This is a genomic window from Paraburkholderia kirstenboschensis, assembly GCF_904848585.1.
Lineage (GTDB): Bacteria > Pseudomonadota > Gammaproteobacteria > Burkholderiales > Burkholderiaceae > Paraburkholderia > Paraburkholderia kirstenboschensis.
In genome coordinates, this window is record NZ_CAJHCR010000005.1 from 33,709 (window position 1) to 46,343 (window position 12,635).

13 protein-coding genes are annotated in these 12,635 nt (G+C 62.7%); 5 read left to right on the forward strand and 8 right to left on the reverse strand.

Going from position 1 to position 12,635, the window contains the following annotated elements; all coding sequences use genetic code 11:
* The first annotated feature begins 495 nt into the window (after positions 1–495).
* The 4 genes from JMY24_RS15565 to JMY24_RS15580 all read left to right on the forward strand — a co-directional run bounded on the left by JMY24_RS15565 (position 496) and on the right by JMY24_RS15580 (position 3,320).
* The gene (locus JMY24_RS15565) at positions 496–777 is read left to right on the forward strand and encodes a hypothetical protein (RefSeq protein ID WP_027775843.1); all 282 of its coding nucleotides are present in this window, start codon (positions 496–498) and stop codon (positions 775–777) included.
* Positions 778–930: 153 nt separating this feature from the next.
* Positions 931–1,206: a translation initiation factor IF-1 gene (gene infA / locus JMY24_RS15570; RefSeq protein ID WP_013343004.1), complete on the forward strand. Its 276-nt coding sequence runs from the start codon at positions 931–933 to the stop codon at positions 1,204–1,206.
* 380 nt (positions 1,207–1,586) lie between these two features.
* Positions 1,587–2,162, forward strand: a complete 576-nt coding sequence (locus JMY24_RS15575; protein ID WP_128597231.1) for an ANTAR domain-containing response regulator — start codon at positions 1,587–1,589, stop codon at positions 2,160–2,162.
* 9 nt (positions 2,163–2,171) lie between these two features.
* Positions 2,172–3,320 carry a CmpA/NrtA family ABC transporter substrate-binding protein gene (locus JMY24_RS15580; protein WP_128597232.1) on the forward strand — a complete coding sequence of 383 codons (1,149 nt, stop codon included), beginning with the start codon at positions 2,172–2,174 and terminating at the stop codon, positions 3,318–3,320.
* Between the two features lie 163 nt (positions 3,321–3,483).
* On the opposite strand, the gene rhaS is transcribed toward JMY24_RS15580, so the two are convergent.
* From rhaS to rhaM, 6 genes are all read right to left on the reverse strand, one after another.
* The gene (gene rhaS, locus JMY24_RS15585; RefSeq protein ID WP_027775846.1) at positions 3,484–4,491 is read right to left on the reverse strand and encodes a rhamnose ABC transporter substrate-binding protein; all 1,008 of its coding nucleotides are present in this window, start codon (positions 4,489–4,491) and stop codon (positions 3,484–3,486) included.
* 54 nt (positions 4,492–4,545) lie between these two features.
* Positions 4,546–5,562: an ABC transporter permease gene (locus JMY24_RS15590; protein WP_128597233.1), complete on the reverse strand. Its 1,017-nt coding sequence runs from the start codon at positions 5,560–5,562 to the stop codon at positions 4,546–4,548.
* Positions 5,555–6,616 carry an ABC transporter permease gene (locus tag JMY24_RS15595; RefSeq protein WP_128597234.1) on the reverse strand — a complete coding sequence of 354 codons (1,062 nt, stop codon included), beginning with the start codon at positions 6,614–6,616 and terminating at the stop codon, positions 5,555–5,557. The genes JMY24_RS15590 and JMY24_RS15595 overlap by 8 nt, the downstream gene beginning before the upstream one ends.
* Positions 6,613–8,142 (reverse strand): sugar ABC transporter ATP-binding protein, encoded by a 1,530-nt coding sequence (locus JMY24_RS15600; protein WP_128597235.1) that lies wholly within the window; start codon positions 8,140–8,142, stop codon positions 6,613–6,615. The genes JMY24_RS15595 and JMY24_RS15600 overlap by 4 nt, the downstream gene beginning before the upstream one ends.
* A gap of 61 nt (positions 8,143–8,203) precedes the next feature.
* Entirely contained in the window at positions 8,204–9,097 is an 894-nt protein-coding gene (locus tag JMY24_RS15605) for an amidohydrolase family protein (protein ID WP_128597236.1), read from the reverse strand.
* Positions 9,098–9,151: 54 nt separating this feature from the next.
* Positions 9,152–9,475 carry an L-rhamnose mutarotase gene (rhaM, locus tag JMY24_RS15610; protein WP_128585713.1) on the reverse strand — a complete coding sequence of 108 codons (324 nt, stop codon included), beginning with the start codon at positions 9,473–9,475 and terminating at the stop codon, positions 9,152–9,154.
* Positions 9,476–9,602: 127 nt separating this feature from the next.
* Here rhaM and JMY24_RS15615 point away from each other — a divergent pair, with 127 nt between their 5' ends.
* A complete protein-coding gene (locus JMY24_RS15615; RefSeq protein ID WP_128585712.1) occupies positions 9,603–10,598 on the forward strand; it encodes a LysR family transcriptional regulator in 996 nt (331 codons plus the stop codon).
* A gap of 15 nt (positions 10,599–10,613) precedes the next feature.
* Here JMY24_RS15615 and JMY24_RS15620 read toward each other — a convergent pair whose 3' ends face one another.
* Together JMY24_RS15620 and rhmD are read right to left on the reverse strand one after the other, a co-directional pair.
* Positions 10,614–11,396, reverse strand: coding sequence for an SDR family NAD(P)-dependent oxidoreductase (locus tag JMY24_RS15620; protein ID WP_128597237.1), 783 nt, complete (start codon positions 11,394–11,396; stop codon positions 10,614–10,616).
* A 40-nt stretch (positions 11,397–11,436) separates the two neighbouring features.
* A complete protein-coding gene (rhmD, locus tag JMY24_RS15625; protein WP_128597238.1) occupies positions 11,437–12,615 on the reverse strand; it encodes an L-rhamnonate dehydratase in 1,179 nt (392 codons plus the stop codon).
* Positions 12,616–12,635 lie beyond the last annotated feature (20 nt).

The window sequence follows — 12,635 nt, forward strand, 5'->3', positions numbered from 1 at the left end:
TTCCACTGCTTCGCGCTTTGTGGCGTCCCGCCGAAGGCCCGCCGGCCGGGCAGTCTGTTCGTGCGGGGAACTTTTTGCTATCCAATTAGCCCTATTTAGTGCATCATATTGGAATAGTCGTATTCCGCATTTGCAGCACTGGCAGTCTCAACCCGGCATTTTCGCGGCATCTCCGCAACATCCCCGACTGTTCGGCCGCCGCCCGCCGGCGATCCCGTCACTCCGGCAATGCGCCGCCTGCATTAGCCGTCGCGAGTTGTGCAGCTGAGTTGTTTGGCGGGTTTCCGCTTACCCGCCCGCTGTCCGCGCGACATCAGCGTGTTTTTTCTCCATCGAATCCGCGACTTTGCGCGGCGCGCTCAAGCCCTTCCTATTGGGCCTGTGCCAACCTTTTTCCATGGCGGCGCGCCTCAAGGTGCTGCGCTGCCGGGCCAGTCGTGCCGCGCGTAACACGCGTGACACACCGGCCACGTAATACAGGATACTTATATGCTTATGAACTCAGCAGTCAAGACGTACAAGGGTTATGAGATTCACCCGCTCGTCTATCCGCGCCGTCCCACAGACGGTCAGACGAGCCGCAACCCGGACGCAGGCTACGACGCGTCGGTGCGCATCTGCCGTGTGGGCGCCAATGCGGCGGCCGAGGGCCGGGTGTTCCGCCTGCAGTATCTGTTTCCGTTCGACGGCACGGGCAAGGCGCGCATCGCGTGCATGGCTCACGCCGAACAACTGATCGACGGCCGAGTGGACGGCCAGTCGGTCGCCGATCTTTGAGCGGCACGAGCCGCGGCAGCACGCGCGGCACTAGTACCGGCGCATAAGCCGGTGCCGCAAACAGCGGGCTCGGAGCCCGCTGGCAACCGTATCTGATGCAGCGCCGCCCGCAAGGCGTCGCGCACCCCTTATCCCATCGACCAGGAGTTATGCATGGCGAAAGAAGAACTGCTTGAACTTGACGGTATCGTCGACGAAGTACTTCCGGACAGTCGTTACCGCGTGACGCTCGACAACGGCGTCGTAGTTGGCGCTTACGCGTCCGGACGCATGCGCAAGAACCATATTCGTATTCTCGCGGGCGACCGCGTGACGCTGGAACTGTCGGTCTACGACCTGACCAAAGGACGGATCAACTTCCGTCACAAAGACGAGCGCGCAGGCGGTGGCGGCGCGGCCCGCAGCAACTCGCAATTCCGTCGCCGTTAAGGCGAACGGCACGCGGGCCCTTGCGGCCCAGCTGGCGTGCCCTTGCAGCAACGTTGTTCGCGAAGCCTTTCGCGCGCCTTCTCCGGTTCGGCTCGACTCGAATCTGAGCGGCGCGCAGCGGCGGCGCTTTGTCTCAGAAGTTCGTCGCGACGCTCGTTGCGATGTCAATTGCGCGTCATGCGCTCTTGCGGTTCCGTCGTCCCCAGATGGTTGCTTCCCGCGGCGCCGCTTCGGTGCATCGCCCCAGCACGCCCTTTCATGGTGCAGACTTCCCGCGCAAAGCTGGCCTTGAGTACCTGAGGCGCCCGTAGGCAAAGGCTTTGCAGCAACTGGCATTAAAATTGCTTTAACGATGGTCAGCCGTCGATTGCCACTACTCCATGCTGCGTGTTCTCCTCGTCACCGATACCGATAAGCCGATAGGCGACCTGCGTGACGCGCTCGCGCGCCTCGGCTACGAGATGCTCGCCAGCACCGCGACGCCGCACGCGTTGCATAGCGCGGTTCAGAGTGAACGGCCGGACGTCATCATCATCGATACGGACTCGCCTTCGCGCGATACGCTCGAACAGCTCGCGGTCATGAACGCGACCGCGCCGCGCCCGGTCCTGATGTTCAGTCACGACGCCAACCAGCAGTTGATCCGCGACGCCGTCGGCGCGGGCGTCACCGCCTATCTCGTCGAAGGGCTCGAAACCGAACGGCTTGCGCCGATTCTCGAAGTCGCGCTCGCGCGGTTCGCGCAGGAATCGCAGTTGCGCGAACGCCTCGCGCAAGTCGAGAACGAACTCGCGGAGCGCAAGCTGATCGACCGCGCCAAACGCCTGCTGATGGATCAGCAGAAAATCACCGAGCACGCCGCCTACGCCACGCTGCGCAAACGCGCGATGAATCAGGGCGTCAAGCTCGCCGAGGTCGCGCGCGCGGTCGTCGCGTCGGCTGAATCGCTCAAGTGAAGCACGTCCATGAACACTGCTAGTCACCTCGCATCGTCGGTATCAGGGCCGTTGGAGAAGACGCACTTGCGGCTCGGCTTCGTGGCGCTCGCCGATGCGGCGCCGCTCGTCGCCGCGAAGCTGCTCGAATTCGGTCACGCGCACGGCCTCACGCTCGAACTGTCGCGCCAGCCTTCGTGGGCTGCCGTGCGCGACAAGCTGCTATCCGGCGATCTCGACGCGGCGCACACGCTCTACGGCCTCGTCTACGGGGTGCAACTCGGGCTGGGCGGTCCGCAAACCGACATGGCCGTGTTGATGGTGCTCAACCGCAACGGCCAGGCCGTCACACTGTCGAGCCGTCTCGCGGATGCACTCGCCGAACATGGCAACTTGCCCAAAGCGCTCGCTACGCTCGGGCGCAAGCCGGTATTCGCGCAGACGTTCCCGACCGGCACGCACGCGATGTGGCTGTATTACTGGCTCGCTGCCCAGGACGTGCACCCGTTGCGCGACATCGAAAGCGTGGTGATTCCTCCGCCGCAGATGGTCGCGGCGCTCGCCGAAGACAAGCTCGACGGCCTGTGCGTTGGCGAGCCGTGGAACGCGATGGCCGAAGCCGAAGGCGTCGGCAGAACGGTCGCCTATACGAGCGAAGTGTGGCCCGATCATCCCGAGAAAGTGCTCGCGTGCCGGCGCGATTTTGTGAGCGCGAATCCGAATACCGCGCGCGCCCTCGTACAGACGATGCTCGAAGCGTGCCGCTGGCTCGACGGCCCCGGTCATCGCAATGAAATCGCGCGCTGGCTTGCGCGGCCGGACTATATCGGCATCGACGAGGCCCTGATTGCTGCGCGCTTCGGCGACGTGATTCCCGCTTCCGTGCCGCGCGGTTTGCCGGTGCGCTTTTTCGACAACGGAGCGGTCAACTATCCGCACCCGTTCGAGGGCGCGTGGTTCCTGACACAGTTCGAGCGCTGGGCCATGATCGACGCGCGCAGCGATTACACGCAGATCGCGGCAAGCATCAACCAGACGCAGCTTTATCGCGAAGCCGCCGCGCAAGTGAAGGTGACAGTGCCCGCGCAGGAGAATGCGCGAACGTTCATGGACGGCAAGGTGTGGGGCAGCGCGACGCCATCTGCTGATTTTGCGCGTGGGTTCGCGCTTCGGCGGTAGGTCGCGCGCCGGGCGTAAGCATCGCCCTGGGCGAGGTAAAGGCGTGGACGCAGATACTCAGGCCGGTGTCATCGAAAACAGCGCGAGGCGCACCGGCGGTTGATCGCCCGGCGCACCTCGCTCTCTACCCTGAACGCCGCGCCCTGGCGCGCAGCGCTCGCCCTCAAAAATTAAACTTGTCGATATTGCTCGCATCGAAGGTTGTCGGCGGTCCGAGAATGATTTCGCCTTGCGGACCAATGGTGCGCTTGCCGAGCTTGCCCGCATCGAACGATTCGCCTTCCTTACCATTGATCGTTCCGGACGCGAGCGCCGCCGCCGCGTAGCCGGCGAGATAGCCCAACTCGTTCGGGTCCCACAACTGGAATGCTTTTACCGTGCCGTTCTTCACGAACGCGCGCATCTGGTTCGGCGTGCCGAGACCCGTCACCGCGACCTTGCCCTTGCTCGACGACGACGAGATGTATCGCGCCGCCGCCGCAATGCCGACCGTGGTGGGCGCGACAATCGCCTTCAGGTTCGGATATGCCTGCAACAAACCCTGCGTTTCGACGAACGACTTCTGATCGTCGTCGTTGCCGTAAGCGATTTTCACCAGTTTGATCTTTGAGTACTCGGGCTTCTTCAACTCCTCCTGCATCCACTTGATCCACGTGTTCTGATTGGTCGCGTTCGGCGTCGCGGACAGAACCGCGAATTCGCCCTCGCCGCCCATCAGCTTCGACACGAGTTGAATCTGACCACGGCCGATGCCTTCCGCGTTCGCCTGATTCACGAACAGTTGGCGGCCCTCGGGTGCGGTGTCCGAATCGAACGTGACGACCTTGATGCCTTGCGACATCGCCTTCTTCAGATACGGCACGACCGCGTTGGCGTCGTTGGCGGCGATCACGATTGCATCCTGACGCTGGGTGATCAGCGTGTTGATGTACTGCACCTGCGACGACGCCCCCGCATCCGACGGCCCCACGACTTTGCCGACGCCGCCGAATTCCTTGATTGCGGCGAGGCCGCCGTCGTCGGCAATCACTTCGTATGGGTTGTTGATCTGCTTCGGCACGAATGCGATCTTCAGGCCGTTTTTCAGGCCCGCGGCGGGCGCCGCGCAACTGATCGCGAGCAACGCAACGCAGAGCGCCGCCGCGCCGGTGTGACGTAGTGGTTTGAACATGAAGTGTCTCCTGCCGTGTTTTGGACGTTGGGCTGTCCGGGTTTGATGATGACGTTATAGAGAGGAAGCGGACTTCGCGATGAAGCGCCGGTCGCGCGCCGCGCGCCAGCGCGTGACCAGATTGGGTATCAGCACCGATGCGAGCAGCAATACGCCGGTGACGATGGTGAGCGTCTCGCTCGAAACGTCGTCGAGTGTCAATGCGTTCTTGAGCACACCGATAATCAGCAGCGACAGCAGCACGCCGATCATCGAGCCGCGTCCGCCGAAAATGCTCACGCCGCCGAACAGTACCGCTGCGATCACCGACAACTCGAAGCCCTCGCCGTTGTCGCCGCGCGCGCTGGTGAAACGCAGCGTGTAGACCACGCCGGCGAGCGCGCTCATCAAACCGGACAGTACGAAAAGACGCAGCCTGATCTTCGTGACTTCGATGCCGGAGAACGCGGCGGCGGTCGGATTGGCGCCGATCGCGTACAGGCTGCGTCCAAACGCGGTGGATTGCAGCAGCACGGTGAACAGCACTGCGCCGACGATCACGATCGCAAACGGCAACGGAATGAAAGTTCCGCCGAGCGTATCCATGCCGAACGCCGTGTAAGCCGCGGGGAAATCTGCGACGGCCTGGTCGCCGAGAAGCACGTAAGCGAGCCCGCGAAAGAGCGCGAGCGTGCCGATGGTGACCGCGAGCGAAGGCAAGTTCAGCTTGACGATCACGAGCCCGTTCAGCAGGCCCGCCAACCCGCCGGCGACCAGTACGAGCGCGATCACAACAGGCATCGGCAAGCCCATGTGCCATAGCACGCCCATCAATGCACTGGATGCGCCGAGCACCGAAGCGACCGACAGATCGATTTCAGCGGCAACGATTATCAACGTCATCGGCAACGCCATTAGCGCGATCTCCGTGAGATCCGCCAACACGTTGCTGAGATTCGCGCCGGTCAGAAAGACCGGCGACAGCACCCGCCCGAGCACGAGCGACAGAATCAGCACGATCACGAGCAACACTTCCCATTGCAGCGGCGTTTCGCGTTTGCGCGTGAGTAGCGCGGAATCGGGTTTAGCCATGATCGCGTTTCCTCATCATGCGTTTGGCGACGGAGCGGGCGAGCAACGTATCGGCGGTAATGGCCGCGACAATCAGCGCGCCTTCAATCGCCTGCTCCCAGAATGGAGAGACGTGCAGCACGACCAGCGCAATGCTGATCACGCCCAGCACGAGCGCGCCGAGCGTCGCGCCGAGTATCGTGCCGACGCCGCCTGTGATCGCGACGCTGCCGACCACGGCAGCTGCGACGACCTGCAGTTCAATGCCCTTCGCGGTGCTGGCGTCGACGGTGCCGAAACGCGCGAGCCACAGTGCGCCCGCGAAGCCCGCAATCGCACCGGACAGCAGAAAGCCCGCCATCACGCGCCGTTCGACGTTGACGCCCGCGAGACGCGCCGCCTCGGGATTCGAGCCGATCGCATAGTGCTCACGGCCGCCGCGGAACTGCTTCAGGTAAATAGCGAGAGCAAGCAGCACGACGAGCGCGATGAGCGCGAGCGTCGGTATGCCGAAGAACGTGCCTGTCGCAAGGCGCGAAAACGCATCGGGCAGACTGGTAGCGTTGATCTGTCCGCCGTGCACCCACGCATAATCTGCACCCCGAAAGATGTAGAGCGTGGACAGCGTCGCAACGAGCGACGGCACGCGCCCCACCGCCACGAGCAGCGCATTGATGCCGCCCGCCACGAGACCGATGCCGAGCCCCGCCGCGAGCGCGACGACCACCGGCATGTGCGGAAACGCGACGTACAGGCTGCCCACTGCATAGGCGCTGATGCCGACCGTCGAGCCCACCGACAGATCGATATGACGCATCAGAATGACCACCGTCATGCCCGCGGTCAGCAGGCTGATGATCGACACATTGAGCAGAACGTCACGCAGATTCTGCAGATTCAGAAACTGCGGCCTCGCGAGAGAGGTGCCCACGATCAATAGAATCAGCACGACGAAAAGCGTCGTCTCGCGGCTCTTTGCAAGGTTTGCCGCCAAGCCGCCCGGTGTGGCCGACGGGCGCTTCGAAGGCGGCGGCGCCTGGACCGGCGCGGGATGAGTCGAAGAATGGCGCATCATGCCGCGTTCCCTAACGGTGGAATCGGTTGTCCAAGCGCGGCGGCCATGATGCGTTCCTCGTCGGCCTCGGCACGTGCAATATCCGCACTGATACGCCCCTCGTGCATCACCAGCACGCGGTCGGCCATACCGAGCACTTCCGGCAATTCGCTCGAAATCATCAGAACCGCCATGCCGTCGCGCACGAGTTCGGCGAGCGCGCTGTACACCTCGGCTTTCGCGCCGACGTCGATGCCGCGAGTGGGTTCGTCGATGATCAGGACTTTCGGGTTCGTGGCAAGCCACTTGCCCAGCACGACTTTCTGCTGATTGCCGCCCGACAGCGTGCCGACGGGCGCGTTCGGATCGCCCGCTTTCAGACGTAGACGTGTGCCCCATTGGTTGGCGAGCTGCGTCTCGCTGCGCGTGGTGATGAGACCGTGTCTGACGAGACGGCCTAGCACTGTCATCGACGCGTTGCGCGCGATGCTCAACTCCAGCGCGAGCCCTTGCTGTCGCCGGTCTTCCGGCACGAGCGCGAGGCCTGCGCGCACGGCGGCGGCAGGACTGCCGGCCGCGAGTGGTTTGCCGCCTATCTGGATGTGACCGGCATCGAGCGGGTCGATGCCGAAGATCGCACGCGCCACTTCGCTGCGACCCGCGCCGACCAGCCCCGCTAGCGCCACGATTTCGCCTGCCCGCACGTCGAAAGAAATGTCTTTGAAAACGCCCACGCGCGTGAGCCCTCGCACCGACAGGCGCACTTCGCCAGGCGGCCTCTCCGCTTTCGGATAGAACGTCTCCAGATCGCGGCCGACCATTTTTGCCACGATGGCGTCGGTGTTCAGATCGGCGGTCAAACCGTCGAACACCTTCGCGCCGTCGCGCATGATGGTGACGCGTTGCGTCAGCGCGAAGACTTCGTCGAGCCGGTGCGTGATGAAGAGAATCGCCACGTCGCGCTCGCGCAGCTTGCGCACGATTGCAAAGAGACGTTCCACTTCCGTCAGCGACAAAGCCGCTGTCGGCTCGTCCATGATCAGCACATTCGCATTCAGCGACAACGCCTTCGCGATTTCGATTACTTGCTGATCCGCAATGGACAAACCGCGCACCAGTTGATCCGCGCGCAGATCGACGCCGAGCGAGGCGAGCAGTCCGTCCACCTCGCGGCGCATCGCGTCGTATTGAATGCGCCCGATCCGGTCGACGGGCTGCCGTCCCATGAAAATGTTCTCCGCGATCGACAGATCGAAGAACAGCGTCGGTTCCTGATAGATCACCGCGAGCCCGGCATCGCGCGCTTGAGCGGGCGTGGCGAAACGGCGCGCCACGCCGTCCACCAGCAGTTCGCCGCTATCCGGCTGATGGACGCCCGCAAGAATCTTCACCAGCGTCGACTTGCCCGCGCCGTTCTCGCCGAGCAGCGCATGCACTTCACCCGGCCACAGCGAGAGATCGCCGTCCGATAGCGCGCGGACCCGGCCGAATGATTTGCTCGCATGCCGCAATTCGAGCCTCGGCACAGCGGATAAAGGTTGCTGCACTGCGTGTCTCCTTCTTTTATGTCATGACGTGCGCGGCTCGCTCGAGTCCACGCGGCCCGCTTCAGATGCGATAGAAACGCTCCGCGTTACGGCAAAAGAGCGCCTCTTTCTCCGCAGCGCTCGCACCTTCGACAATCGTTGCGTACGCGTGCCACAAACCCGCGTAGGAGCCGAACAAACGATCGACGGGAAAGTTCGACGCGAACATGGCTCGCTCAACTCCAAACGTGTCGATCGTTTCGAGCACATAGGGCCGCAAGCTTTCCACAGTCCACTGATGATCGAACATCGCAAGTCCGCTGATCTTCACGCAGACGTTCCGGCAACCCGCCAGCATGCGCATGCCGTCGCGCCATGCCCGATAACCGGCGACGCTGTCGCGATCCACGAACATGCCTGCATGATTGACGGCGAACAGCGTGTCGCCGTGCGCGCGCGCCAACGCCGCGGCCTCTTCCATTTGCGACGGATACAGTTGCAGGTCGAACGACATGTCGTAACGGCGCAGCAATGTGAAGTTCTCACGCCATTGCGGCTCGCGCATGAAATGGCGGCCCACATAATCGAACAGCCTGTTCTCGTGCACGTTGAGAATCTGCCGGACACCACGCGTATTCGCGAACGACGCATGTGCTTCCAGCAACGCGGGCGCATCCGCTGAGGACAGATCCACCGCGGCGACAATCGCGTTCGGCATGCCGCCCGATTCATGACGATCCGCAATGGACTGCAGCCAGCGCGTTTCCTCGACGGGGTCGGCAGGATCGTGATTCGCTTCCACATGCACGACTTTCTTCACATCGATATCCCCGGCTTCGCCGAGCAGATCGGCGAGCAGATAGTCGTGCTTCAGGTCGCGCGCATCGCCAACGAACGACACGCCAGGGTTTTCCAGCCACGGATAGCGATGCGTCTTCAGGTCCCACAAGTGAATATGCGAATCGACAACCTGCATGCGATGCCTCCGTCGTTTCAGGCGTGAAAGTCAACGCGAATGTCGGCATGAACGTCAGCCGAGCGAACTCAGACGAAACACCTGTTCGAGCGCTTGCTGATGCGGCGTGTGGTCCGGGGCTGTATGCATGATGTCGGCCATGTAATCCCACCATTTGCGCATGACTTCGAGTTCAGGGAGCGCGTCCATCGTGTGATGCGTGGTTCGCGTGAGCACGGCGAACAGGTGGTCGGTGCCGGGATCGAAGAAGATTCGGTACTCGCGGACGCCGGCGTTGTGCAGCGCGTCAACGAGTTCTGGCCAGATCTCTGCGTGACGGCGCTCGTACTCCTCGCGCATGCCGGGGTTGAGCACCATCCGGAAAGCGATTGTCTCCATGGCGGCTGTCTCGTCGTTATTGGCGCCTTCGCGGCGAGGCGCGTTCAAAGACTATAATTCGTGCGTCGATAGCATCTCAATCCGTTGTTGGGATTGGGCGATCCACAAACCGAATCGCACCGGAACCATGAGCCAACTCTCAGCAACCGTCGCACTCGTCAATCGGCTCAAGTTCAAGCACCTCGCGCTGCTCGTCGCGCTCGACGACGCACGCAATCTTCACCAGGCCGCCGAGGCGGTGAACGTCGCACAGCCGAGCGCAAGCCGCATGCTGGGCGATATCGAAGAAGCGTTCGGCTTTTTGCTGTTCGAGCGCAACGCGCGCGGCATGACGCCCACTCCGCTTGGCGTCGTCACGCTGGCCTACGCACGGCGTGCGCTCGCCGAACTCACGCGTTTCGCCGAAGACCTCGAAGTCAAACGACGCGGCGGACATGGACAATTGACCGTTGGCGCGATCATGGGCGCGGCGCCCGATCTGATGGCAATGGCAGTCGCCGCGTTGAAAACCGAAAGCCCGCTGCTGAACGTGCGCATTCTCGGCGAAACCAGCGACCAGGTCGTGCAGTTGCTGCATCGCCGCGAAGTCGACCTTGCGCTTGGACGCCTGACGAGTCCGTTGCAGCACAACGATTTCAGTTTCGAGCCGCTCGCGCGCGAGACCTTGCTGCTCGTCGTTCGCTCGGTGCATCCGCTTGCGAGCCGCGCGCGCATGACGCTGCGCGAACTGATCGACTGGCCTTGGGTTGCGCAGCCGGTGAGCAGTCCGGCGCGCGTACTGTTCGAGGAAGAACTCGCGCGTGCGGGACTCGCTACACCGGTCAATCTCACCGAATGCGCGTCGATCTTCGCCACGCTGCAATTGCTGGAAAACTACGATGCGGTGGCGATGCTGCCGGAGTCGGTAGTACGCGATCATTTGCGCGGCAAGCTGCTCGTTGCGTTGCCGCTCGAAATCGGCAAGAGCCTTGCGGGCTTCGGCATTCTTACGCGCAAGGAAGAAGCGCTCGCCGAACCCGCGGTGCGCTTCATCGAACTGCTGCGTGGCTTTTCGCGGCTTCTCGCACGCGAGGACACCGCTGCGTCCACGCAAGCCGCTGTTGCTTCCGCACAGGTCAGTTGAATTGCGCATCGCGCGTCATTGCAGATTGACGAACAGGCCGCCGTCGACCAGCAGCGCCGCGCCCGTCACATACCGAGCGCGGTCGGACGCGAGGAACACCACGCAGTCGGCCACGTCTTCGGGACGGCCCAGCCGGCCCAGCGGAATGCGCTTTTCGAAGTAGGCCTTCTTTGCTTCGTCGGCCAGATCTTCAGCGTTCAGATCTGTCGCGATCGTGCCGGGCATGACCGAATTGCAGCGGATGCCGTACGGTCCCAACGCAACCGCGCATGACTGCATCAGCGAATGAACGCCCGCCTTGGTCGGCGTGTAATGCGTCTGCATGCCCCCGCCCACCAGCGCGCTGATCGAACTGGTCGCCACGATCGCCCCGCCCGTGCCTTGCGCTTTCATCTGCTGCGCGGCCGCTTGCGTGACGTAGAACGCGCCGTTCAGATTGACAGCGACTGTCGACTCCAGCACTTCGGCCGGCATGTCGAGAAACGCATGGAACGGACAGATACCCGCGTTGCTCGCAAGTACGTCGACCTTGCCGAAGGCTTCGACAGTCTGGCGCACCAGTTGCTGACCCGTTTCGCGCGCGGCAACGTTGCCTTCAATTGCGATCACGCGCCGTCCGAGCGTCTCGATCTCCTCGACCACTTCGGCGACCGCGGAGCGGCGTCCGTACGACGCGTCGTTATCGCCCCAGTAGTTGATCGCCACATCCGCGCCTTCCGTTGCACACGCGACGGCTATTGCGCGGCCAATGCCGCGCGAGCCGCCGGTGACGATCACGACCTTGTCCTTGAGCAGCACGTGATTCTCCTTGGCTGGGTAATCCGGAATACGGCGACCATCAACGCGGATAAGGCCGCACCAGCGCACATTCCGGATTGAGCCGCACGCCGAAGCCCGGTGTGTCCGGCACCTTCATTCGTCCATTCACGGGCACCGGTTCGTCGAGCAGAAGCGGCGTGAACATCGGCACCACTTCGTCGGCCTTGGGCGCCATCATCAGGAATTCGGAGAAAGGCGAATTATGACGCGTGACGACAAAATGGTAGCTGTACACCGACGAGCCATGCGGCACGACCATCACGTTATGAGCATCCGCAAGTGCCGATATCTTGATCAACTCGGTAATGCCGCCGCACCAGCCCACGTCCGGTTGAATCAGATCGCAGCATTGCATTTCGAGCAGCATGCGAAAGCCCCAACGCGTCGCCTCATGTTCCCCCGTGGACACCATCATGCCGCGCGGCACGTTACGGCGCAGTTCTGCGTAACCCCAGTAGTCGTCTGGCGACAGGCACTCTTCGATCCATTTGAGTCCGTACTCGTGCGCGGCCTGCGCAAGGCGCGTTGCATACGGCACGTCGAGACTCATCCAGCAGTCGTACATCAGCCAGAAGTCGGCGCCCACGCGGCTGCGCATGTCCGCGAGCTTTTCGAGGTTGAGTTTGAGCCCGGCTTCCCCTTCTGACGGGCTATGCTGCAACGGCAATTTTCCGCCGATAAAACCCATCTCCTTCGCAAGATCGGGACGTGCGCCGGTCGCATAGAACACGAGTTCGTCGCGCACGGGACCGCCCAATAGCTGATACACAGGTTCTTTGCGCACCTTCGCGAGCAGATCCCACAAGGCGAGATCAACGCCGGAAATCGTATTGAGAACCACGCCTTTGCGCCCGTAATAAAGCGTGGCGTAATACATCTGATCCCACATCTTCTCGATGTCGGTCACGAGTTGACCCTCAAGAAAACGCGCGAGGTGTTTCTCTACGATGAACGCGCCTATTTCGCCGCCGGTCGTCACCGCGAAGCCGACCGTGCCGTCGCTTGCTTCTATTTCGACCACCAGCGTGCCGAGCACATTGATGCCGAACGACTGACGGCTCTGGCGATACTCGGGATAGCGCGCCATCGGCGTGGAGATGTGATCGTCGATCCAGTGTCCGCCGGGCTGATCGTGATAGTCGGCTCCGCCGCCGCGGACGATGAAGGCACGCACGTGCCGGATAGTAGGCATGGCCATGAGAGAGGGGCTCCGTGATA